The 24,576-nt window shown below is 63.4% G+C and carries 16 protein-coding genes; 11 read left to right on the forward strand and 5 right to left on the reverse strand.

The genetic code is table 11. The features are described from left to right. The first annotated feature begins 4 nt into the window (after nt 1–4). From QMA15_RS25745 to QMA15_RS25760, 4 genes are all read left to right on the forward strand, one after another. Nucleotides 5–2,539 carry an FtsX-like permease family protein gene (locus QMA15_RS25745; RefSeq protein ID WP_019749299.1) on the forward strand — a complete coding sequence of 845 codons (2,535 nt, stop codon included), beginning with the start codon at nt 5–7 and terminating at the stop codon, nt 2,537–2,539. Nucleotides 2,540–2,606: 67 nt separating this feature from the next. Next, on the forward strand, nt 2,607–3,053 hold the full coding sequence (locus QMA15_RS25750; protein ID WP_020970172.1) for a hypothetical protein: 447 nt from the start codon (nt 2,607–2,609) through the stop codon (nt 3,051–3,053). A 107-nt stretch (nt 3,054–3,160) separates the two neighbouring features. Continuing rightward, nucleotides 3,161–4,336 (forward strand): acyl-CoA dehydrogenase family protein, encoded by a 1,176-nt coding sequence (locus tag QMA15_RS25755; RefSeq protein ID WP_007736177.1) that lies wholly within the window; start codon nt 3,161–3,163, stop codon nt 4,334–4,336. A gap of 8 nt (nt 4,337–4,344) precedes the next feature. After that, nucleotides 4,345–5,475 carry an acyl-CoA dehydrogenase family protein gene (locus tag QMA15_RS25760; protein ID WP_020970171.1) on the forward strand — a complete coding sequence of 377 codons (1,131 nt, stop codon included), beginning with the start codon at nt 4,345–4,347 and terminating at the stop codon, nt 5,473–5,475. A 58-nt stretch (nt 5,476–5,533) separates the two neighbouring features. Here QMA15_RS25760 and QMA15_RS25765 read toward each other — a convergent pair whose 3' ends face one another. Continuing rightward, nucleotides 5,534–6,880, reverse strand: a complete 1,347-nt coding sequence (locus QMA15_RS25765) for a DUF5691 domain-containing protein (RefSeq protein ID WP_020970170.1) — start codon at nt 6,878–6,880, stop codon at nt 5,534–5,536. Nucleotides 6,881–6,984: 104 nt separating this feature from the next. On the opposite strand from QMA15_RS25765, the gene QMA15_RS25770 reads away from it, so the two are divergent. Continuing rightward, complete coding sequence (locus QMA15_RS25770) at nt 6,985–8,214, forward strand: hypothetical protein (RefSeq protein WP_141488671.1); 1,230 nt, start codon at nt 6,985–6,987, stop codon at nt 8,212–8,214. Between the two features lie 136 nt (nt 8,215–8,350). Continuing rightward, nucleotides 8,351–9,121: a hypothetical protein gene (locus tag QMA15_RS25775; protein WP_019749294.1), complete on the forward strand. Its 771-nt coding sequence runs from the start codon at nt 8,351–8,353 to the stop codon at nt 9,119–9,121. A gap of 2 nt (nt 9,122–9,123) precedes the next feature. On the opposite strand, the gene QMA15_RS25780 is transcribed toward QMA15_RS25775, so the two are convergent. After that, on the reverse strand, nt 9,124–10,071 hold the full coding sequence (locus QMA15_RS25780) for an aldo/keto reductase (protein WP_141488672.1): 948 nt from the start codon (nt 10,069–10,071) through the stop codon (nt 9,124–9,126). A gap of 183 nt (nt 10,072–10,254) precedes the next feature. Between QMA15_RS25780 and QMA15_RS25785 the strand changes: the two genes are divergently transcribed. Genes QMA15_RS25785 through QMA15_RS25795 form a run of 3 tightly spaced genes read left to right on the forward strand, consistent with a single transcriptional unit; the run spans nt 10,255 to nt 15,091 of the window. After that, complete coding sequence (locus tag QMA15_RS25785; RefSeq protein WP_020908416.1) at nt 10,255–10,680, forward strand: hypothetical protein; 426 nt, start codon at nt 10,255–10,257, stop codon at nt 10,678–10,680. Then, nucleotides 10,680–14,798 carry a cation-translocating P-type ATPase gene (locus tag QMA15_RS25790; RefSeq protein WP_279164053.1) on the forward strand — a complete coding sequence of 1,373 codons (4,119 nt, stop codon included), beginning with the start codon at nt 10,680–10,682 and terminating at the stop codon, nt 14,796–14,798. Before QMA15_RS25785 ends, QMA15_RS25790 begins: the two co-directional genes overlap by 1 nt. Nucleotides 14,799–14,809: 11 nt before the next feature. Next, nucleotides 14,810–15,091, forward strand: coding sequence for a hypothetical protein (locus tag QMA15_RS25795; protein WP_030536904.1), 282 nt, complete (start codon nt 14,810–14,812; stop codon nt 15,089–15,091). Between the two features lie 69 nt (nt 15,092–15,160). On the opposite strand, the gene QMA15_RS25800 is transcribed toward QMA15_RS25795, so the two are convergent. Further along, entirely contained in the window at nt 15,161–20,644 is a 5,484-nt protein-coding gene (locus QMA15_RS25800; protein ID WP_279164087.1) for a carboxyl transferase domain-containing protein, read from the reverse strand. Nucleotides 20,645–21,152: 508 nt separating this feature from the next. Then, complete coding sequence (locus QMA15_RS25805; protein WP_019749288.1) at nt 21,153–21,923, reverse strand: HD domain-containing protein; 771 nt, start codon at nt 21,921–21,923, stop codon at nt 21,153–21,155. A 216-nt stretch (nt 21,924–22,139) separates the two neighbouring features. Between QMA15_RS25805 and QMA15_RS25810 the strand changes: the two genes are divergently transcribed. Continuing rightward, nucleotides 22,140–22,871, forward strand: a complete 732-nt coding sequence (locus QMA15_RS25810; protein WP_029255775.1) for a GNAT family N-acetyltransferase — start codon at nt 22,140–22,142, stop codon at nt 22,869–22,871. Nucleotides 22,872–22,924: 53 nt separating this feature from the next. Beyond that, nucleotides 22,925–23,899, forward strand: a complete 975-nt coding sequence (locus QMA15_RS25815) for a sigma-70 family RNA polymerase sigma factor (protein ID WP_020970164.1) — start codon at nt 22,925–22,927, stop codon at nt 23,897–23,899. Nucleotides 23,900–23,971: 72 nt separating this feature from the next. On the opposite strand, the gene QMA15_RS25820 is transcribed toward QMA15_RS25815, so the two are convergent. After that, nucleotides 23,972–24,382 carry a VOC family protein gene (locus QMA15_RS25820; protein WP_003945103.1) on the reverse strand — a complete coding sequence of 137 codons (411 nt, stop codon included), beginning with the start codon at nt 24,380–24,382 and terminating at the stop codon, nt 23,972–23,974. Between the last annotated feature and the right edge of the window lie 194 nt (nt 24,383–24,576).

A 24,576-nucleotide genomic window follows, 5' to 3' on the forward strand; every position in this document is an offset into this window, starting at 1 on the left:
GCACATGGCTTCGGTAAGCAACTCGCCGATGCGCAAGGTTTCCCTGCGCAACTTGGCGGCACACAAGGTGCGACTTGCGCTGACGGTTCTCTCCGTGGTGCTTGGCACGGCTTTTGTCGCGGGGTCGTTCGTTTTCACCGACACCCTCCAGAAGACTTTCGATTCGATCTTCGAGAACACCGCCCAGGGCGTCGACGTCCGGGTATCGATGGAAGAGCGCAACACCAGTGGCGTTCCGGTCGAGGATGTCGACAAACTTGCCGCAGTCGACGGCGTCCGAGCGGTAGCCCCGGCCGTCAGTGGACAGATCGTCCTGATCAACGCAGACGGCGGCGCTGTTCAGACCGGCGGCGCGCCGAGTATCGGTCAGTCCTACCTACCGCCGGGCCAGGCGATTGCCGAACCCGACACCTTCGTCGAGGGCGCGCCTCCGACGCAGACCGGTCAGGTCGCGCTGAACACCAGCGCCGCCGAGCGAGCCGGACTGAAGGTGGGGGACTCCGCCAAGGTTCTGGCACCGGCCCGCGGAATCGTGGACGTGACGTTGTCCGGCATCTACGAGGGGGCGGGCAGTGACACCGGCGGGTTCATCGGCGCGCTCTTCACCGACGAGCAGGCCCGTGGACTCTTCACCGACGGCCAACACGTCGAGTACATCGACGTCGCGGGCGACGGGGTGTCGCAGACGGAACTGCAGCAACGCGTCGAGCAGGTTTTCCCCGATCTCAAGGTGCAGACCGGCGACCAGGTTCGTGAGGAGACCAAGGCCGAGGTCGACTCGGCGCTGAGCTTCATCAACTACTTCCTGTTGGCGTTCGGCGCGATTGCTCTGCTCGTCGGAACGTTCATCATCTACAACACCTTCTCGATGATCGTGGCGCAGCGTCTTCGTGAGCTGGCGCTGCTGCGTGCGATCGGTGCGAGCCGAGCGCAGGTCGGCCGTTCGGTGGTCACCGAGGCGCTCGTGGTCGGACTCATCGGCAGCATCATCGGTCTGCTCGGCGGTATCGGTCTCGCCTACGGATTGCGCAGTCTGCTCAACACATTCGACGTCGGTCTGCCGGAAGGCCCGCTCCAGGTGGGTGCCCGCACGATCATCGTCGCGTTGGTGGTCGGCGTCGTCGTCACGACGCTCAGCGCTTACGCCCCGGCTCGTCGTGCGTCGAAGATCCCGCCGGTAGCGGCCATGCGTGAGGAGTTCGCCTCTACCGGTGACTCACTGCGAGTGCGGACGTTGATCGGTGCGATTCTCGGCGTGATCGGTGTGGCACTGCTCGTGTTCGGCTCTCGCGGTACCGGTGGTGGGGCTGCGTTGATAGTCGGACTCGGTGCGTTCTCGTTGATCATCGCGGTTCTTCTCGGGGCTCCGGCGCTGTCGCGACCGATCGTCGGTGCGCTCGGTGCCGTGTTCGCCAAGCCGTTCGGCGCCATCGGGCGATTGGCCCGTACCAATGCGGTGCGTAATCCTCGCCGTACGGCCGCAACGGCATTCGCGCTGACTCTCGGTCTGATGCTGGTGACGGTCATCGGAGTGTTCGGTTCCTCGGCCAAGGCGAGCATCAATGCTCTTGTGGACGTGGGTGTCTCGGCCGACTACATCCTGACCGGTCCCAACGCGATCGGTGTGCCGCGAGGTGCGGCCGACGCGGTCCGGCAGGTACCCGACGTACAGAGCGCGACGTCCTTGCACGGGGTGCGCGCGAAGGTCGACGGTGAGGACGAGCAGGGTGCTTCGTTCGACGGACCGATCGAAGGCGTGCTCGAGTACAAGATCCTCGAGGGCACGGTCGATCTGACCGGCAACAACATGCTCGTCTCGAAGTCGACTGCGGATGACAAGGGCTGGACTGTCGGCTCGACCCAGACGTTGACCGGTCCTGGCGGCGTCGAGTACCAGACCGTTGTCGCGGGAGTGTTCGAGGACAACCAGCTGATCGGCTCGTGGATCGTCTCGGACGAGGCGTACCGGAAACTGATGCCGGCCGAGAGTCTCCCGGACTTCGTGGTGCTGGTGAAGGCGAAGCCTGGTGCGGATCTGACTACGCTGCGATCCGAGCTGGAAACGGCCACGGAGAAGTACGTCGTCGTCCAGGTGCAGGATCGTGAGGAGTTCAAGGGAACTCAGGGCCAGCAGATCAACACCTTGTTGGCGATCCTCTACGGACTGCTTGCACTCGCGGTCGTGATCGCAATCCTGGGCATCATCAACACCTTGGCACTGTCGGTGGTCGAGCGGCGACGAGAAATCGGAATGCTGCGAGCTGTCGGCATGCAGCGCGGACAGATGCGACGCACGATCTACCTCGAGTCGGTGCTCATCGCGGTGTACGGCGCGGCGGTCGGAGTTGTTCTCGGCATCGCGTTCGGTTGGGCCTTCGTGAGCACTCTCGCGGATCAGGGCCTCGACAAGATCACGATCCCGTGGGGTCAGGTGGTCGGAATGCTGATCGGCTCGGGTGTGGTCGGTGTCTTGGCGGCGCTGTGGCCGGCCAACCGAGCGGCCAAGACGAAGCCGCTGGAGGCGATTGCAGACATGTAGGGCCTTCGGCCCCGTGCGCACTTTTGGTAGCGGAAGCAGCCGAAAGTGCGCACGGTACCGTTGCCACATGAGCACCCTTCAAGAAGTCGGCGAACGTGAATCCTGGCGCTGCTGGCTGTGCGACGAACCGGTCGATCCCGACATGTCCGTCAATGATCCGCGCGGCCCGAGCATCGACAGCATCAACACCGCAAAAAAGGGTGGCAAGACAAAAGGTGGCGTCGAACGCTTGGCGCACCGCGCATGCAACACCAAGAAGGGTGCGGTCAAACCTGTTGTGGAATGGCCGGATCGGCTGTTCGTCGTGGATCCCGCTCCGATCATCGGGGTCGTGGAGCAACTCGAGCGCAAGGGTGGCCGCGTCGCCGTCGCTCGCTGCCCCGGCAAAGACGACGCCCAGGAAGCGTCGGATTGGTTGATCGATCGGTTGTCACGTTTGGCTCCGTCGCTGAACGTGGAAACGAGCATCGACGCCGCGGGCGGGGGTTACCTGTTGGTCCTCAAAACCGTGTAGAAGGTCGGCCCTGAGTGCCGTCTTTCGCGGTACCTGTTCCGCCTCCATGGTCGTCGGGGTACGGTCGAACCGAACATGAATCCGGTTTCGAGTGCGAAGGAATCCCGATGAACCTGGCATTGACCGACGAGGAACTAGCGTTCCGCGACGAGATGCGGACGTTCTTCCGTACGCAAATCCCCGCGGACATCAGGGAGGCGTACGCCCACGGCGAGGAGTTGGGGCGCGACCGTATGGTCGAGGCGCAGCAGATCCTCAATGCTCACGGTCTGGCGGTACCGCACTGGCCGGTCGAGTGGGGCGGCAAGGACTGGACCCCGGTCCAGCACAACATCTGGCTCGACGAACTTCAGCTTGCGTCGGTCCCCGAACCATTGGCGTTCAACGCCAACATGGTCGGTCCGGTCATCGCAGCCTTCGGCTCGCAGGAGCAGAAGGAGAAGTTCCTTCCCGCGACCGCGAACCTCGACATCTGGTGGTGCCAGGGATTCTCCGAACCCGAGGCCGGCTCCGACCTCGCTTCGCTCAAGACCCGCGCGGTCCGCGACGGCGACGACTGGGTCATCAACGGTCAGAAGACCTGGACGACGCTGGGACAGTACGCCGACTGGATCTTCTGCCTCGTGCGTACCAATCCCGATGCGCCCAAGCGCCAGGCAGGTATCTCGTTCATTCTGGTCGACCTGAAGACGCCTGGCGTCACGGTCCGCCCGATCAAGCTGATCGACGGCGGCTACGAGGTCAACGAAGTGTTCTTCGAGGACGTCCGCGTTCCGGGAGAGAACCTGGTCGGTGAAGAGAATCAGGGCTGGGGCTACGCCAAGTTCCTGCTCGGCAACGAGCGCACCGGTGTCACCCGCGTCGGTTTCTCGAAGGTTCGTCTGGCCCAGGCCAAGGCCCGCGCTGCCGAGGTCAAGGTCGGCAACGGGACCCTGCTCGAAGATCCGCTCTTCGCTGCTCGCCTCGCCGAACTCGAAAACGAATTGCTTGCCCTCGAGCTTACTCAGCTCCGGGTGGTCGCCAGTTCCGCTGACGGCCAGCCGAACCCGGCGTCGTCGCTGCTCAAGCTTCGTGGCTCCGAATTGCAGCAGGCGAGCGTCGAATTGTTGATGGACGTGGCCGGCCCTGATTCACTGCCGTACGACGCGGGCAGCGACATCGCCTCCGCGAGCTGGGCGCAGCACACTGCCCCGACGTACCTGAACTACCGCAAGGTATCCATCTACAGCGGATCGAGCGAAGTGCAGCGCAGCATCATCGCCTCCTCGATCCTCGGATTGTGAGGCGTGGCATGGACTTCGAACTGAACGACGAGCAGAAGCTTCTCCGCGACACCACCAAAGACCTCCTAGCGCGTAGCTACGACGCCGAGAAGCGCAACGCGATCATCGACTCCGATCCAGGGTGGAGCCCGCAGGTCTGGAAGCAGTTGGCCGAGGTCGGCTTGCTCGGCCTGACGTTCTCCGAGGACGACGGCGGCATGGACGCGGGCCCGGTGGAAATCGGTGCGGTCATGACCGAGATCGGTCGACGCTTGGCCCCCGAACCGTTACTCGACGCGGTCGTGACGCCGGGCGGGCTCATCTCCGAAGGAGGCAGCGCAGAGCAGCGCTCGTCGATTCTTCCCGGAGTGGCCGAGGGCACCACGTTCCTCGCGTTCGCCGATCAGGAACCAGGAATCCGTTGGCCGGCAACCGAACGGGCCACCGCGGCGGCGCAGGTCGACGGCGGCTGGACCGTCACCGGCATCAAGAATCCGGTCGGGCACGGCGCGACGGCGGACATCCTCGTCGTGAGCGCTGCGCTCCCGGATGGCGGCGTCGGACTGTTCCTCGTCAAGAGTGATGCCTCGGGCTTGGTACGCAAGTCCTACGCCACTCACGACGGTTTGCGCGGGGCGCAGATCGAGTTCACCGATACTCCCGCCGAAGCGCTCGGTGAGGGCGGAGACGCTTCTGCTCTGATCCAGGCCGCACAGATCCGTGAGCAGGCCGCGCTGTGCGCCGAGGCTGTCGGAGCAATGGAAGAGGCGCTGCGTCTGACCACCGAATACCTCAAGACGCGTAAGCAATTCGGTGTTCCGCTCGCAAAGTTCCAGACATTGACGCATCGTGCCGCCGATCTGTACGTCTCGCTCGAGTTGGCGCGCAGCATGAGTCTGTACGCAACGATGTCCCTTGCCGACGGCGTCGTGGATCCGGTGATCGCTTCGCGGGTGAAGTTGCAGATCGGGCGCTCGGCTCGGCTCATCGGCCAGGAAGCGATCCAGATGCACGGTGGTATCGGTATGACCGCCGAATACCCGGTGGGTCATTACGTGAGTCGCCTCGTCGCCATCGAGCACACCCTCGGCAGCACCGAAGATCACCTCCGGGTGTTGGCCGCCGGTGTGGCTGATCACGAGATGGTCAGCGTGGTCTGATCTTTCACCATCGACAGAGGGGCCGCATTCTGTTCGAGGGATGCGGCCCCTTTGTCGTTCAGTGGTGATTACGTAGAACGTCCAAGCGGAGTTGGCGCTGCTCGATGTTGACGGCGCTGTCGGTGAATGCTTGTTGCCACCCGGGGTCACTCGTTCGTGCCGCCGCGTCCTGCAGAAGCGGTACGGCGTCGAAAGGGAAGCGCGCCTGCACGCTTCGCAGAGTGGAAAAGTGACTGTGTCGCGAGTGAATGCCCAAGTCCTCACCCGTAGCAGCATGCTCCATCGCTTCGTTCTCCAAGGCGTTCAACAACTTTTCGGCGACGGCCAGGGGCCATGGACGGTCGATGCCGTCGAGTAGTGCGCTGCCGTCGACGCCCAGAAGGTATTCGTCCGCGTGGCCGGCAACGATGTATTCGACGCGCTCGCGTGGGTCCGCGATGGCGACGATTCTCCGGTCGGTCGTGCGCCCGTCCCGCTCCAGAAATGCCGACGCCCACGCTGTGTTCTTCTGAAGAACTGTTGCGGCAGTCCATGATTCGATCATCACGGTGCGCCATTGCTTCTCGATGGGGATGGTGAGGGCCTCGCGTGGCGAACCGGCCATCGATTCCCACAGCGTCAGTGGAGTGGCGGTCACGACTTGCCGTAACCACCAGCGCCGGATGCCTTTGTTCTTGTAGTGGACGTCTTCGATGCCGTCACGAAATGCGAGGTCGTCGAGCGAGCCTGGCAACCGGACGGCAAGGCGCGGTCGCAACGGCTTCGTCTCGAGCCGGACCCACGACTTAGCCCGAGTGACCATGCGAGAGGCAAAAGGAGATCGGGGGAGTTGCCGTAGTAGTTGAATTGCACGCTCACGAACCCGCACGGCTGGATCGTCGAGTGCACGCTCGAGGAGGGTGTGATCGTGTTCACCCAGTCCGACCTCGAGGTGATCGAGGAAGTGCAGGCGGTTTGCGGTGGGCTCCTCGTCCCAGGCGATCTCGAGCTCCTCGCTCGCCAGTTCCGGGTCGACCGTACGTATGTAATCGAACCAGGCCGTACGGTCGTTCGGATCGGGCGATAGCCACAGTTCGTCCCGGCGTGACCCGATCCGCCGCAATTGGGCCCAATCGGGATTCTGCTCCGCCAGGTACTGCCCGCGTCGACCGGCGAGGCGAAGGAGCGCCTCGCGGTGCTCGGGATACTTCAGCGCGGCTTCCATGAAGAGCGGAACACTGGCCGCGGGCGCGAGGAATCCGCGTTGGTCGGCCATCGCGAACCATTCCGCGAGAGTCCAGGAACGTACCTGCAACAACGACTGGAGTTGTTCGATCGCGAGATCGGGAAGTAGTGGTTGAACCGCTGGAGGAGTCCGCGGTGCGCGCGAGTGACCTGCTTGCGCGTCTGATCGCAGGGAGGTCACCCGCCTACGGTATGGCAGAGGTGCGTCGGCTTCGGGAGCAGGGGTCGGGCGCGTGTCGGCAGATTCTGGAACAGTGGTAACCGGCACCCAGCAGGAGGCGTGAGATGACGGATGGCCGTGAGATGGCAGACGGAAATGGCGACGTCTTTGTCGTGGCGTCGGTGACCGAACGGCGAACGCTCATCTCCACCCGAGTCAGGGAGTGGTGTGCGGCGGGGACCGTCGAGTCGAACCGGCCGGAGTTGTCCGACGATGTCGCATTGCTGATCGCCGGCGGCTATGCGGACGAGTCGACGCGGTCGATCCTGGCGAACCGGCGCACTGTCGGACGTTCGTTCCCGGAGATCGGCGGATTTTCCGAGTTGAGGTATCTCACCGACGAGCTGGCCCGCACCAGGCGTCGACTGCTCGCGACACGCATCGGTCCCGTTCAGGTTGTCCTCGAACGGCGGGTGCAGACGCTGGACAAGCGCGTTCAGTCGATGCGATCGGCGATCGTGCATTCCAATCGTCATTTCGCGAGCAGCGTCCGTGCCATCCGCAAGGACCGCCGCGACGGTCTCCATCTCGACGTCGAGCAGCGCGAGGCTCTCTTTGCCGGGCTCACCCGCACGCCGGTTCCGGCCAAGCTGCCGGTGGGTCTCGGTGTCGTGGCCAGCAGTGGAAACGCAGCACTCGACAAACTCGCCGCCCAGTTCGGGAAGGTCCAGGGAACCGGTGTCGTCGCCGATGCCGGAAGACGTATCGCGGAAGTCCTCGACGGACTGGTCGATTCCGAACCCGAAGGACGCGCCGGTGAGTACGACGCACTGCTTTACCTCGCCGGGAATCTTTTCGACCGGATCGAGAGTTCCAGCGCGTGGCATTCCGATCACTTCGTCATTCAACGTAATCAACTGGACTTGGCAGACGAGATCACGCAGATCGCGGTCGATACCGTAGCGCTGCGTTCGATACTCGCAGAGCTGGACGACGCGGCTGCGCTGGCACGCGACGAGGGAACGCGAGCCGGAATCGCTTCGCGAAGGGAAGCGCTCGGCACGGTCTGGGACCAGCTGGTCGAGCGCGTCGCGGCGCTCGCGCGGATCGGTGACCTGGTCGCACGGGCCGAGGATCAGTTGAGTTCGCAGCGTGCGGTTGCGCATGCAGCGAGCCTCGACAGCCGGATCGACGACCTCCTCGCGCGCTCTGGTTCACGTGAACTTTCGGCTGCCAACACGCACTACGTCGGGGATCAATTCGACGGTGTGGAAGAACTGATGTTCGCTCACCGGGCGGCTCTTTACGGGGACATTGCACTGCTGACCTCCGGGAACGAGCGTCGGGCGCCGTAGTCAGGCTGTCGCCGGAGCTGTAAGGTCGAAGGTACTGACCGGCCGCACGATCGAAGAACAGGCCGAGAATTCGCTCTTTGCTCGACCCCGATGCCGATCCGGTGATGCGGGCGTACCCGCTCGAGACAGGTCGATCATGGAAGACACCGCAAGCCGCGGCATCAATGCGTTCATTTCCGAAGCTACGCAGCGTGGGGGCAAGGCTGTCCGCCTCACGCACTCACGTCGTAATCCCGTCGAGGTGACGGGCGCAGACGGCATCAGCCGAATCGTCCGAGTGCGTTCCAAGCTCGACGGTGACTGGCAGGCCAGGCGTCAGGACGAGTCGCTCGAGAGCGACGACACGCGCTCCGAGTTCTGGGTGTTCGTCGACCTGGCTGCAGACCCGCACGAGTTCTTCATGCTGCCCTCCAACGAGGTCGCGGACGACATCCGTGCCGAGGTCGACCTGTGGATCATGGACAGCCCCGGACGCAATCGCACCGGACATCACGCGATTCCGCGCGGACGCGTCGTACACGGTCACGATCGTTGGGATGCGCTGGGACTGGCTGCGGTCAAGGATCCGAGCATTTACGTGGAGGCCCCGGTTGCGACCAAGCGCAAGACGTCGCCGGTCGCCGCGAAGAAGCGTCGCGCCAGCGGTGTCGAGGAGATCGAAGTTGTCGACAATCGCCTCGAGATGACGGCTGATTGCCATGGATACCGCTGGGTCGGACGCTTCGACGAAAGTACCGAGGTCGTCGAGATCATGCGCGGACCGATGGAAGGCCGCCGATTCCCTGATCCGACCGCGGCCGCCAATGCCGTGACCGGTCACATTTCAGGCGACACCGAGAGCCATGACGGCTGGTCGTTCTGGACGATCAACAACACGGCCCTCGGCGCTCATCTCAAAACTGCCTGATTTCAGGCGCCGACTGCCGCCGACACCCGTTCGAGAGTGTCCAGTTCATTCGACGACAGCACCAGATTCGGGGCGTCCAGTAGCGCCGGGAGTTGCTCCGGCCGGCTGACGCTCGCGATCGGTGCGGTGATGCCCGGTCGAGTCAGCAGCCAGGCCAGCGCGACGGTCGAGATCTCGCTTTCGTGTGCCTGCGCGATTGTTGCCAGTTCCGCGACGACGTCGAGTCCGGCGTCGCTGAAGTATCCGGCGGTCAGCCGTTCGCGGGAGCTGCCTTCGATGTCCGCGCGGGTCTTGTACTTTCCCGTCAGGAAGCCGGAAGCGAGAGCGAAGTACGGGAAGACGCTGATGTTGTTGTCGGTGGCGATCTGCGCGAGTTCGGGTTCGTACGACTTGCGGTGCACCAGGTTGTAGTGCGGTTGCAGCGCGATGGGCGCGGCGTAACCGTTCTCCTCGGTGATCCGCAGCCACTCCCGGACGCGGTCGGGGCTGTAGTTGGAGATTCCGAGATAGCGAACCTTGCCCGCGACGACCAACGCATTGAAGGCTTCGAGAGTTTCCTCGAGCGGAGTCTGCGGGTCGTCGAAATGTGCGTAGTACAGATCGATGCAGTCCGTCTGCAGGCGCTGCAGCGACGCCTCAGCTGCGGCCGCGATGTTGTCGGCCTTCAGTCCCTTGAAATCGGGATGGCTACCCACCTTGGTGGCGACGACGATGTCGTTCTGCAGTCCCCGATCGGTGATCCATTTCCCGATGATCGTTTCGGATTCCCCGCCGGAATTGCCGGGAGCCGACGCCGTGTACGAGTCGGAGGTGTCGATGAAGTTTGCACCGGCTTCGGCGAACGAGTCGAGGATCTCGAAGGACGTCTTCTCGTCTGCTGTCCATCCGAAAGGGTTGCCGCCCAAGCTAAGTCGGAAGATGTCGAGGTCCGAATTTCCGATGATCGCCACTGTGTGGAACTCCCGTCGATGAAGGTGGTCGCTGCATCCCGCACCGTACCCTCTCACGGCGCTGACGATGGCGCGCCCTCGCCAGGTTCGCCGAAAAATGTATCGGATCGTGATTGCCGCCGTCGGTGTTGGGTATGGCCTCAAATACTGAATTCTTCGATGGACTGCTGATAGGAGCGTCCGATGATGATTGTCGACGAAGCCACCCGCGTCGTTCGTGGTGTGGCAGACGCAACGACGACGGTGGCTGGAGCCGTCGGTGGCGGAGTGATCGGTGGAGTGACGGGCGGGATACGCGGAACGGCGGAGGGCGTCCGAGACGGAATTCGTGCGGGTAGTTCCTCGACGCCGACCGCGGTTCTCACGATGGCCGCCGTCGGCGCGGCGGGATTGGTGGAGTGGCCGGTGCTCTTGGCGGTCGGCGGCACGGCCCTGGTACTTCACGAATGGGATCGCAAGAGCGCGCGGCCCGATCGTGCGGTCAAGGCGGTTGGGCGCGCGACCAAGACGGAACCGGCCAAGAAGGAATCGAGCGGAAACTCCCACAAGGCGGCCAGTCGGTCGCAGGATCGAACTCACAGTTCTTCGCACACTCGATCCACTTCCTGATGTTCTCAGCGATGGCCCGGCGTGCGGTGTCGGTGGCAACTTTGCCGCCGCGCCTGGCGTTGTCGGGTCTGGCGTTGGTCGGTGGTTCGACGATTCCGCGAACCGCTGTCAGTGACGTGGCGCTGCGGACCGGCACTCTTGCGCTGGCGGGCGTCGGGATGATTCCTGCAGCAGCGGGATCGATTCTTCGTGCCCCGCGAATGCCGGGTTCCGCCTATGTCTCGGCGGCGGCGTCAGCGATCAATTATCAACCCCGGGTGCGTCGGCGAATCGAACAGCGCCTTGGCCGTTCGCTCACCGACTTCGCATTGGAGTCGGCGACGTCGTTCGCGGATGTTCTGACCTACGCGCCTGCGTCATTGGGCGTGGATTTCGGGCTGCGGACGATGCTGCTACGCGAAACTCTGGCGGCGCGAAACTCTCGGCGGGTGCGGCCATTCGAATCTGGTGGTCGCGGTGCTTCCACGAGGCGTGACCCGAGTGGTCCGGGGGAGCGTTATGCCGACAGGATCGCTGGGGTTCAGCTGGCGGCTGGGGCTGCACTGGCTACCGTGTCTGCCGGCGGTGACACCGTTGCGACGAGCATCAAGGTTTCGGCGCCGCGGCCGCTTCGGATGTCACGCGAATCGTTCGCTGCTGGTTTGTCATACGGTCTGTGGCGGACGCACCACGTCGCCGTTTCGGACCCCGCGGCTCTACGCATGCTCGATCGTGTCGATACCGTCCTCGTCGATCCGAGTGTCCTCTTCGAAGACGCGCTCCGGGTTTCCGACATACGAGAGGTGTCCGAGTCGGACCGCGTCGTGGTGTGGGCACATGCCAGGGAAGCGCTTGACGCCGGCTCACTCGGGGTCGGAAGACACCGCATCGACGGCGCCGAAGTTGTCGTAAGACCGGTGCGAAAAGGGTTGGCGGAATCACTGATAGGTGAGATACGCGCGAGCGGAGTCGCAGCGGCCACGATCGACGACGACGGGCTCGGATCACTGCGAAGCGGATTCGACGAGCTCTATCCGGCGCCATCGACTCCCGAAGCCGGCCTGCGCGAAGCTCTCTCGGCACTGGTGGCCGAGGGTCGGACAGTTGCGATCGTGTCGAGTAGGGCGATAGCGGGGCAGGCAGTGCTGCGCATCGGGATTTCACCACCGAGTGGCGAGCACGTGAGTGCCGACATCCACACCGACTTGGCCGGGGCGTGGCGGGTCGTCCATGCGCTCTCGGCTGCCCGAACAGCGACGAGGCGCGGCGTCGAACTCTCCTCGGGTTCTTCGGCATTGGGCGCCTTGATTATGCTTCCGGGAATTCGAGGGGCTGGGCCGGGGCCGGTCACGGCTGGTTCGGCCGCGGGACTGTGGACCGGATACACCCTGTCCCGATCTGTGATTCAGGCTCCCGCCCCTGTCGGTACTCCGAGCGATACCTGGCATGAGATGGACGGTGATTCTGTCGTTCGCGAACTCGCCGAATCCGTCCGGCATACACCGCGCCGCGCCGACGCTCGTGTGCGAGCGCCCGCACGCTTCAGGTTGATCCGTGACGGATTATCGGCGTTGCGAACAGAATTGGCGGATCCACTCACGCCGGTGTTGGCAACCGGCTCGGCGGCCAGTGCAGTCCTCGGTTCACCGGTAGACGCCGTCCTGGTCGGTTCGGTTTTGGTCGGCAATGCCGCGATGTCCGCTGTTCAACGACTTCATTCGGAACGGGCAGTGCAGCGACTTTTGCGGACTCAGGAACCGGTAGCTCGGCGAGTAACCAACGCCGGCACGGTCGAGACTGCGGCAGACGCGCTCGAACTCGGTGACGTCGTGGCCCTCGAGTCCGGGGACATCGTGCCCGCCGATTGTCGACTGTTGAGCGCCGAATCGCTGGAAGTCGACGAGTCGTCGTTGACGGGGGAGTCCATGCCCGTCGACAAGCAGACCGACCCGACCCCTGGGATGCCCCTGGCCGAGCGAAGGTGCATGGCCTATACCGGGACAACAGTGCTTGCCGGCTCCGGTCGTGGCGTGGTCACGGCCACCGGAGCTCGAACGGTGACCAGGCGCGCCGATGTCGGTGTATCCCGATCCGGACCTGCTGTGGGCCTGACCAACAGACTGCGCGAACTCACCAGGGCGACTCTGCCGGCCAGTATCGGAGGCGGAGCGTTGGTGACAGTCGCGGGTCTGATTCGTGGTACCGGTCTGCGCCGCGCCGTCACCGGAGGCGTGGCCGTTGCCGTGGCCGCCGTGCCGGAGGGATTGCCTCTGGTTGCGACCCTGGCTCAGCAGGCGGCAGCTCGAAGGCTCACTGCAGCAGGAGTGTTGGTGCGTGCTCCACGTTCGATCGAAGCGCTCGGCCGTGTCGACGTGGTCTGCTTCGACAAGACCGGAACCCTCAGCGAGAACAAGCTACGGGTGGCCGCGGTCGAACGCGTCGACGGTTGGGGCGAAAGTGAGATTTTGGAAGTTGCGGCGCGCAGTGCTCTGGGAAGTCGCGACGATCGCGTCTTTCATTCGACGGACGCCGCCGTCGTCGATGCAGCCGAACAAGCTCTGGACGAGGCTCGGGTTTTCGGTGATGCCGACGCGCTCAACCTCGTTCCGTTCAGGTCTGGGCGGCCGTACTCGGCAGCCCTACTGGGCAGACGGATCGCACTGAAGGGTTCACCGGAATTCGTGGCGGAGGCAGGGCGGGATCCGAATGCTGTGTCGGCGAGCCACGTTCAGAGCATGGCCGGACGCGGACTGCGGGTGGTTGCCGTCGCACAGCGCGAGTTGTCGGAACACGATGCGCGACGCGCTGCGGAGGACTCGGAATTTCTCGAACAGTGTTGCTCCGAGGGGTTGGAAGCGGTCGGCCTTCTCGGACTCTCGGACACGCTCAGACCCGAAGCAACGCAACTTGTTCGAGAACTTCAAGGCAACGGACAGCAAGTGCGCGTGCTGACCGGGGATCATCCGACAACAGCGGCGGCGGTCGCCACCGAACTGGGGATGGATGTGGCGCGCGAGGACGTGGTCACCGGTCCGGACTGGGAGAACTTCTCTCGCGCAGAACGACGGAACGCCGTCCGCGGCAGCAGCGTCTTTGCGCGCGTGACACCCGAGCAGAAGGTCGAGATCGTGCAAGCGTTGGAGACTGACGGGCGCGTGTGCGCCATGGTCGGTGACGGCGCGAACGATGCTGCGGCGATCCGAGTTTCCAGCGTGGGAATCGGGGTGGCGTCGACTGACAGCGATCCGGCGCGCGGCGCCGCAGACATCGTGCTCCTCGACTGCCGTGTCGGCGGATTGACCGACGCATTGGACGAGGGCAGTCAATTGTGGCGGCGGGTCAGATCAGCGGTGGGGGTTTTGCTCGGAGGCAACGCGGGTGAAGTCGCATTCGCTCTGATCGGTTCTGCGCTGTCCGGCGAATCACCGCTCAACGCAAGGCAGTTGCTACTGGTCAATCTGATGACGGACGCCTTGCCCGCTGCTGCGCTTGCGGTGAGCACCCCGTCCGAGAACGGATCCGAGAAGTCCGAACAGATGGACACTCATGCGTTGTGGCAGACGATCGCTGTCCGCGGTGGTGCCACGGCAATCGGTGCGCTGGCAGCGTGGCTTATGGCCCGGACGAGCGGCAGGCGGCGGCGAGCGTCGACGGTGGCGTTGGTTGCCCTGGTGGGCACCCAACTGGGGCAGACGCTGCTCGAATCGCGCAGTCCGCTGGTGGTCGCAACAGTTGCCGGGTCCGCTGCGGCGCTGGCGACGCTCGTCAGCACACCGGTGGTGAGCCAATTTCTCGGTTGCACGCCGCTCGGTCCGATTGGGTGGGGTCAAGCAGTGGGCTGTGCGTCGGCAGCGACGCTGCTGGCGGCGCTGGCTCCGCGGGTGTTGGAGCGGATCGCCGCAACTGAGGAGACTGGAACTGAGGAGAGCGCGGAAGGTCAGTCGACGATTCGCAAGATCCCGACGCGGACGAGCACCGCGTACACCTCCCGAACCGGGGGAGTCAGCGCTCGCGACAGCGTGGAAATCAGCGAAGCGGAAATCAAAGAAGCGGAAACCGGTGAATCGGACACGCTTGTGAGCGTCGCTGCTGGAAGTGACACGTCGCCGAACTCCCGGGCGACCCGAGATGAATCCTGAGGAATCGTGACATGTCCCAGAACACCGTCGACCACACGAACCCCGTCGATCACCGCGCGGTAGTGGAATCCGTCCGTTCGGCACGGAGCTTCGAGTTGGAGCTACCGATCGTCGGTGCCATTCCGGTTCCGAGACCCGAGCAGATCGCCTATTTTGCGGTGATGGGACTGATGGTTGCGTTCGAGATCATCGAGTGGCCCGTGGCAGTCACCATCGCGGCGGGGCATCTGCTCGCAACAGAGCAGCACAATCACGTCCTCGAAGAGATCGGAGAGGCTCTCGAGGGCGTCTGAGGCCGGCGCGGTGCGGACACAAATCGAGCGGCCCCGCATTTCGCGGGACCGCTCGACGTGCGGAGAAACTTACTGCGCGAGTGCGCGCTTCATGCCGCGTTCGACTGCTGCGATGATCTGCGGACGCAGTTCTGCGGCAGGGACGATCTCATCCACCGAGCCGACCTCTCGGGCCCGCTGGATGTTGTGGATCGCTTCGAATTCGGATGCCACTTCGCCGAGCTTGTCGGAGCGGACGGCGATGCGCTGAGCGTTCAGTTCGACGCGCAGGTGTGCTTTCTCCGTGTCGTCCTTGGCTGCTGCCAAGTCTGCTTCCAGTTGCTGCACCTTCGGGTCGTTGTTGGTGCGGGTGTTCACCTCACGGGTGAAGACCACTGCGGCGGCGGGGGCGCCGCCGAGTACCGAGGCGAACGAACCTTCGACAGCAAGAACTTCCATGTTGTCGTTGAGCGCACCGGAGAATACGACGAACGCGCCGCCGTGGTAGCGGGAAACGACGCAGAACACGATCGGTCCGTCGAAGTTGACGATGGCGCGGCCGATCTCGGCGCCGTACTCGAGCTGGATGTTGCGCAGTGACTCCGGTGAACCGTCGAAGCCGGACAGGTTGGCCAGCACCACGATCGGACGGTTGCCGCTCGCCGCATTGATCGCGCGGGCCGTCTTCTTCGACGAGTTCGGGAACAGCGTTCCCGACGTCCAGGTGTCGGGACCGTCGGCGGGGAAGTGACCCTTACGCGGGATCGCGCGGGATTCGATGCCCACCACTGTGACCGGATGTCCGGCGAGGTGCGCGTCCAGAACGACAGAGGTGTCGGCGCCGGCCATGTCGGCCCAACGCTCGAGAACCGAGTGGTCCTGGTCGACCACCGACCGCATCACGGTGCGAATATCGAAGGGCTTCTTGCGATCCGGGTTCTTCGCCGAGGAGAAGATGTCGCCGACCGTCTCGAAGTCGCTCGACGGGTGGGTGTGCGGGAAGCTACGTACGTCGCGATCGACTGGGTCCGTCGTCGCTGCGCGACGCGGGAACCGTTCGCCGGGAGCGAGGTACGAGTGTGCGTAGTGACGGAACAGGATCTCGCACGCCGCAGTGAGGTCGGGGGCCCAGTACTGCGCCTGGCCGTTGGGGCCCATGACGCGGTCGTAACCACCGATACCGAAGTTGTCTTCGGCCGACACGCCACCGGAGTAGTCGAGAGACTGCTTGCCGGTCAGCACCATCGCGCTGTCCGGGGTCATCACCAGAATGCCCTTGGTGTGCATCAACATGGTGGCTTCGGCGTTCCAGTAGGGCTGAGCGCCGACGTTGATTCCCGTGACGACGATATTGATTTCGCCGCCGTTCTGGGTGAAGGTGATGATCCGGCGCAGGCCACGGGAGACCCAGTCCATGTTCTCGGTGCCGCTCTCCATCGAGATGGTGGCACCCGAGGACAGTGCAAACCACTCGACCGGAGCGTTCAACTTCTCGGCCAGGTCGATGGCAGCGACCACGCGTGAGCATTCGGCCTCGGCCACGGTACCGAGCGCCTTGGTGGGGTCACCGAAGAGCGCGACACGGGTCATTCCCTCGGGATAGCGCGGCGTCGGAGTGTTCACGAGGCCGACGACGATGCCGGCCTTGTTGAGCCCGTACGGACGCTCGACAGGTGAGAGGACGCCCGCTTCGTCGAAGTCGTGCTCGACGAAGGTGCCCTTGGTGCCGGTCAGGAGCGGAATCAGCTCGTACGGGTACACCGTGCCGCGTGCCCGCGAACTCTGGACCTTCTGGGCGTACGCGTCGAGGGGGAGCAGCGGTTCAGTGGGAGGCGTGGTCTTGTTGATGACCACACCGGCACCTGCGCGGTAGGAGAATCGCAGCGCAACTTCCTTGGGCGCGCCGCCCTTTCGGTCCTTCAGGCGGGTGATGAGTGTGATCTCTTCTAGCCCGGCGCCGACGGTCAGTCGGGCTGCGTTCTGAGCGATCACGGAGAAGCGTTCGCTGGGAACGTCGGCGACCGGCCACACGTAGAGCACGACGCGGTTGGCTGCCAGTCGACGCTTGTCTCCGCGCTGGGACTGCGCACGGCGGATGCCGTCGAGGCACGCGGCAAGTGTGCGCTCGATGGCCGGAAGCGCAACCATCTGACCTTCGTCGTCGAGTTGCGGTGTCACGTCACGGATTTCCGCGAGAGCGATCAGGCGCTCGTCCTTCGGGTTCTCCTTGGCGGAGAGGTGGAACAGGTAGGTGTTCTCCGGAGCCGGCAGACGCTTGCCGTTGAAGTTCTTCAGGCGCCACATGTCCAGACGCTGACCCGTGAGCGGATGCATGTCGCGGATGATGTTGTCCTCGACCAGTTCACCGTCGATCGGGCGGAAGGTGACCCAGCGGACCGGCTCCCCATTCGGATTGCAGATGATCACAGTCGCGCGGCGGGACCGGGTGATCGTCTCGTTGCGCGAGAGTTCGGTGCGCAGCGTCTCGACGAGCGTGTCGCCGTCGGCGGGCTGATTCGGCCAGTCGAGGTAGATGTCGACTACCAGGCCGCGACCGGATGGAGCATCCTGCGCGATTGTGGCGACATCGTCGAGAGCCGTTCCGAGAGCGTCGAATTCGGCCACCGTCGAGACCAGATGCAGCCCGTCGCCCTTGAGGTCGAAGTTACCGGTCACGAAACGGCGGTCGACGTGCTCGAAAACGCGGACGTCTTCGAAGGAGTGAATCTTGTAGTAGCGACGCGTGATGACCTCGAGCAGAGGGCCGCCATCGCGGTTGCCAAGGCCGATCTTTCGACCCAACAGGTCCAGGAGCGGTTCGGGAGTGGCGACGAGGTTGGCGATTCGCTCGTCGAAATCGGCAGCGTCCGGCTGCTCTTCGAGGTAGGCGAGGTTGCCGCGTACTCCGTCGTAGACGTCTTCGCGAACCTTGCGGATGCGCGGCTCGTCGAAGAACCGGAAGCGAAGGTTGCGGGCGACGTCGCCGATGACGGGGTAGCGGACCTGCGTCGCGACGATGAGTCGATCGAGAACCTCGTTGAGCTCCTGAGCCGAGCAACCTGGAGCCTTGTCGCCGACGAGCCAGCCTTCGAGAAGTGCTGCAATGACCGGGATCTGGGCTTCCATGCGCTGCAGAGCCAGGAAGAGTCGGTACACCGCTTCCTCGACGGCCTGGCGATCTTCCAGATCGGTGACGTCGTAGTGGCGAAGTGCCCGTTCGAGTCTCGTGCGGAACGACGTCGGCAAACCTTCGCGCTCGGAGTCGAGTGAGTGCAGGAAGGTGTGGAAGTGCTCGCGGGGGCTGTGGACGGATTCGTCCTTCGCGGACTCACCCGAGGTGGGCTTGTTGCGCGAGAGTTCGCAGATGTCGGCGAAGGTGGTCAGCACAGCCAGTTCGGCCTGTACCAGTTCGCGGTCCTCGGATTCGAGAGCGCTGCGAAGTGCGTCGTACTCGGCCAGAACAGCGTTTGCGTGCTTACCGCTGACGTCGTAGCCACTGATCATCGCGGTCAGTGCTTCGAGCTGTGCCAACGCGTCGTCGCGGGCGTCGGAACCGGAAGTTGCCGCCGGAAGATCGAATTGGACTCGCGGAGCCTTCTCCGTGACAGCTTCCTCGCTGACCTGGTCGACGCGCAGGAGCGGCGCGCCGGCATCGACCTGAGAGTTGACGGTAGCGAGAACTTCACGCACCTTGCCCGCGTACGGTGCGCGAACTGCGGTCTCCATCTTCATGGATTCGAGTACGACCAGGGTGGAGCCGGCTTCGACGTCGTCGCCGACCGCGACCGGTACAGCCACCACGACGGCGGGAGCCGGCGCGCGGACCACTCCGGCGTCGTCCTGGCTGATCTGGTGGCTGATGCCGTCGACCTCGACGAGATAGCGAGCCGGGCTCACGACGGAAACGACGTGGAAGCGCCGATCACCGATCACCAGCCGTGACTCGAAGTCACCGAGACGATCGACGTCGACCTCGATGTCGCCGGCGTCTCCGTCGACGCGGTATCGGTGCGGGCCGATACGTCCGACGGTCAGTTTGTATGCCTGACCTTGGTAGTTGAGCTCGACGGTACGGCCGATCGCATGGTTGGCGCGGGGACGGCCGCCGCGTGCCGAGGCGAGGAAGGCCGCACGCTCGAGGGACTCCTCGGCGTCGTAGGCATCGATGGCGGTGGCGATCAGTGCGACGTCCGCGCGGCGAGTGGTGCCGGTCAGGGCGCCTGTGCGGTCGAGCCAGCCGGTATCCGCGGATGCCGAGATGACCTCGTCGCGATCGAGTAGATCGAGGAGGAACGACTTGGTGGTGGTGCCGCCGTCGAGTACGACTGTGGTTTCACGAAGGGCGGTACGCAGGCGCGCAAGTGCCTCGGAGCGGTTGCGGCCCCAGGCGATGACCTTCGCGACCATCGAGTCGTAGTCGGGCGGAATGACGTCCCCGGCAGCGATGCCGGTGTCGACCCGGATGCCGGAGCCGAGCGGGAACTTGAGGAGTTGAACGGTGCCGGGTGCCGGCGCGAAATCGTTGTCCGCGTCCTCGGCGTTGAGACGGGCTTCGACGGCGTGGCCGAATGCGGGCGGGCAGTCACCGACCAATTCGTCACCACTGGCGACCAGAATCTGCAGTTTGACGAGGTCGATTCCGGTGGTGACCTCGGTGATCGGGTGCTCGACCTGCAGACGGGTGTTGACCTCGAGGAACGTGAAGAGCTTGTTCTCGGGCTGGTAGAGGTATTCGACCGTGCCTGCGCCCTGGTATCCGGCTGCCTTGACCAGTTCGGCGGACACCTTCTTGAGGTGGTCAGACTGTTCTTCGGTCAGGACGGGGGAAGAGGATTCTTCGATGACCTTCTGGTTGCGACGCTGAATCGAGCAGTCGCGAACGCCCGGAGCCCAGACATTGCCGTGGTTGTCGGCGATGACCTGTACCTCGACGTGGCGTGCATCGGTGACAAGGCGTTCGAGGAAGACGACGGGGTCGCCGAAGGACCGCTCTGCTTCGCCCTGCGTGCGCTCGAGTGCAACTTCGAGTTCGTCTTCGGCCCAGACCTTGCGGATACCGCGTCCACCGCCGCCGCTTCGGGCCTTGATGATCAGGGGGTATCCGATGGACTGAGCATGACGACGAGCGTCGGCGCGCGTTTCGACCGGTCCGCCGCTCCACGGGGCGACAGGTACGCCGACCTTCTCGGCCAGGATCTTGGCGGCAACCTTGTCTCCGAGCAGGCGCATCGCGTCGGCCCTCGGGCCGATGAACGTGATGCCCAGTTTCGCGACGATCTCGGCGAAGGCGGGATCCTCGGCCACGAAGCCCCAGCCGACCCAGACTGCGTCGGCCTTGGCTGCGAGGAGTGCTCGCTCGAGTTCGGCGTAGTCGAGATACGGGCTGCCGGTGCCGGTGCTGCGCAGGGTCACACCCTCGTCGGCCTGGCGGACGAACATGGCGCGGCGCTCGGCCTCGGTGTGCAGTGCAATGACGCGAATGCCGTAGTCGTGTTCGGCGTTCAGTTCGCGTACAGCCCTGATCAGCCGGACCGCGGCCTCACCTCGATTGACCACTGCGATTCGTTTGAACATTGTCACTGCCACCGTCCTTGATGAGATTCTTCGTCACGTACGTTGCGATATGAGCCGACCGTGTCCCACATACCCGGATTACCTGGTTCGTGAACTACGCCGCGATGCGCTGTGTTTCCCCCGGTTGCGCGTCGGCAAGTGATTGCCCTTCCGGTTCGTAGAGTCCCCTGCGCTCAGGCACGGCGTGCCTTGTACGCCACCCTGCAGGCGTGGACTCAGAACCGCTCCAATCACGAATCAGCAACATATTGTGTCTGCTTCCAGGGAATCCCTGGTTTATCTAAGAATGCAGTATGTCGACGCTCATGTCACCTGGGCGAATTGAAGAATATTAGTCAACGTGAACCACGGTTACACTTATAGCGTTAAATCATTGCAGTGCAATGGAATTCGACCCTGTGACACGGATCACGATGGTAATGAAATTGGCAAGAAAGTGAATACTCACTGGTAACAAAATCGCGTATTCGGAGAATTCGCCCGATTGCTCGATTATTACTGATCGGTACTACTGGCGAGTATTTTCTATGTCCCCTCGGACTGTATTCGAGAAATCGCCTTCGATGGTTGCAATGTGCTGTGCGATCGCGTCGAGTCCTGCGGGAGGGAGCTGCAATGCGTTGGCGAGAGCAAGCGAAGCCCGCTTGAAGTGCTCCACGAGTGGTTCGTACTTCGTGACCAGCCTCAGCCTGTCGGTCTCGCTCAGGTACTTCACGCTTCCCGCGTTGTCGACGAAGTCGCTGAACTTCACGAGGAACACTGCGGGATCCGCGATCGCGCGGATGACGTGATCCTGGTAGCCGGTGGTGTTGTCGTGCGGGTAGTCGATTGGATTGGTCACTGCCTCAACAAGTTCGGAGATTCTGTGGCCGAAGTGCGAGGCGATGAGTGTTGACGCACGTTCTTGCGCTTCGGATGCAGACATGTCGTCCGCAGTCCGGCCACCGAGGAGTGCGATGACGGCGTGTGGTCGGTCCTCGACCGTGTCGTGAAGCGCGGTTGCGCTCAGGATCTCGACATCGGAGCACCCGTACCGAAGCAGCCGCAACACATTTCGTAGGGGATGAACGATGTAGGGATCCTCGTTTGACTTGATCCCGTTCTTTCTGAACTGATCGAGGTGCGCGAGGGTCGCGACCTCCATGGCGAGCCGCAAGGTTTCACCCGGGAGAGCCATCTCGTCGACGGCGCTCTCGATCGCGAAGACCAGCGTCGCTGCGTCCATTTCCTTCAGAGGTAGCTGGTCGAATGCAGATCTGATCGGGTCGGAGTGGCTCATGGCGAACAGCCTTTCGTTTGGTGTAGATGTCGCGACGAAAGTCTTTGTGAGAATCTGCCCTCGAACCGTGGTCGTGACTGGGCGTGGGGCGGAAGTCAGAATCATCTTGATTCTATCCGGCGACTACGACAGCAAGTGTTCCTAGCGTTGTGATCGAGGTGGGCGGGGAGTTTCGGTCGCCTCCATCACTGGAAGACTTGGATAGGAAGAGGTTCGATGACCACGGAGGCGACCCTGGCGTCGTTTGTCGAGACTGTTGACACGGATGTCGACATCCATCCACTGGACGATCCTGTGCGACAAGGTCTTCGCGGACATCATGCGCAATTCGCTCGCTGGGCAGGGAGAGTTGCGCGATACGACCCGACAGTCGCTCCGTTTGTCGGTCATCCGCCCGAGTTGGACGCCGAAGACTGGGAGAACCTACGCACACTCGTAGGTCCAGGCGGCACAGTAGGTTTACGAGGATTTGATCATCAGCCGCCGGAAGGGTGGCGCGTTGTGGATCAGTTCGGCTCGGTGCAAATGGACGGTTCCGCACTCGAAGTCTCCGTTGATCCGTCGGTCGAACTTCTCGGAAGGGGCGACGTTCCCGAAATTCTGGCGTTGATCGAGCGCACCAAGCCCGGACCGTTTCTTCCTCGTACCGTCGAGATGGGGAGCTACTACGGCATTCGCGTCGACGGAAGACTTGTTGCCATGGCGGGGGAGCGGTTGCACCCTCCGGGATGGACGGAAATCAGTGCGGTGTGCACCGACAGCGACTTCCGAGGTCGAGGCCTGGGTACGACGCTGATCCGTGCCGTCGCTGCCGGGATTCGCGAACGCGGCGAGCTGCCGTTTCTCCATGCAGTGCAATCGAATACGAATGCAATCAGACTCTACGAATCACTGGGGTTCGTTCTTAGGAAGAGATCCCGGTTGACCGCGGTGCAGGCGCCGGCCTGATCGAATTCTCGCCGACGCCTGTGTTTCGGGCGCTCGGCCACTAGTCTGAACAAATGACAGTCGATCAGGCGTTGGACAGTGATTTCCTCACTCTTGCCGATCCGTACCGCCGCGAGTTGCTGGCGCACTGCTATCGCATGATGGGGTCGATTCACGACGCCGAAGACCAGGTCCAGGAGACGTTCATCCGGGCTTGGCGCGGGTTCGAAGGTTACAAAGGCCAGTCGTCGCTCAGGACCTGGCTCTATCGCATCGCGACGAATACGTGCCTGACCGCGCTGGAGGGGAGATCGAGGCGTCCACTCCCGACCGGCCTCGGTGCACCTAGTTCGGACCCGGCCGACGATTTGATCGAGCGCAACGAGATTGCCTGGTTGGAACCGATCGCGGATTCTGCGTTGGGCGACGTCAATGATCCCGCCGTCATGGTCGTCAATCGCGATTCGGTCAGGCTCGCGCTTGTTGCCGCGCTGCAGCACTTGTCCGCGCGCCAACGTGCGGTTCTGGTTCTGCGTGACGTTCTGCAGTGGAAGGCATCGGAAGTTGCGGAGGCGCTCGACACCACAACCACTGCGGTGAACAGCCTGCTGCAGCGGGCTCGCGCGCAGATCAATCACATCGGGCCCACTGAGGACGATCTCGTGGAACCGACTACCGAGGCTGCCCGGAAGTTGCTCCGCGACTACGTGCACAGCTTCGAAAGCTACGACGTCGAGGCAATCGTTGAGCTGTTCACGCGGGAAGCCATCTGGGAGATGCCTCCGTTCGAGGGTTGGTACCAGGGCCCCGAGGCAATCGGGCAGCTCATCGGAACCAAATGCCCGGCCGACGGACCAGGAGCGATGCGGCTGCTACCGACCGCCGCCAACGGCCAGCCGGCGTTCGGCCTCTATATGCGCGAGCCCGATGGGGTTCACCGTGCTTTCCAGTTGCACGTTCTCGATGTCACCGAGTCCGGGATCTCGCACGTGACGTGTTTCTTCGATCTGAGTCTGTTCGCACGGTTCGGATTGCCTGCAGAGCTGTAGGGGCAAGGAGTTGCGCGAGCCCTCCGGTATGGAGGGACCCGCGCGCCTACTCGTTACTGCTGTTGTTCTGCGTTACTGCTGGGGAACAGTCGCAGCCGGGTCCATCCACATGACCTCCCAGACGTGATTGTCGAGGTCGCGGAACGCGCGTCCGTACATGAAGCCGTGATCCTGGGGTTCCATCCACTTGCTACCGCCGGCAGCGATCGCCGCGTCGACGAAGGTGTCGACTTCCTCCCTGCTGTCGGCCGACACGCACATCAGTGCTTCTCGAGCTTTCGACGTGTCACAGATGTCGTCGGCGATGAAGTCCCCGAAACGGGGTTCGTTCAGGAACATGACCGTGGCGGAATCACTGACGATCATCGAGACAGTGTTCTCGTCACTGAACATGTCGTTGAACTCGAAGCCGAGGCCGCTGAAGAACGCCCGGGTAGCGGCGACGTCCTTGACCGGCATGTTGACGAAGAGAAGACGAGACATTGGGTGCTCCTTGAAGTCGATTGACTGATTACTGAACGCTTCGGTTCCTGTTGGTTCCTGCTCATACAGACCGCAGTGGGCGCGGAAAGTCATCGCGAGAGGCAAAAATTCGAGGAAACTATCGGCTGTTAACCCGCTTCAGTGCTCTGACCTGGCGATTTGGTGTTGTGTTGATCTTCGCGTAACTTTGTCCA

The organism is Rhodococcus sp. APC 3903 (assembly GCF_030407755.1).
GTDB classification, from domain to species: Bacteria; Actinomycetota; Actinomycetes; order Mycobacteriales; family Mycobacteriaceae; genus Rhodococcus_F; species Rhodococcus_F erythropolis.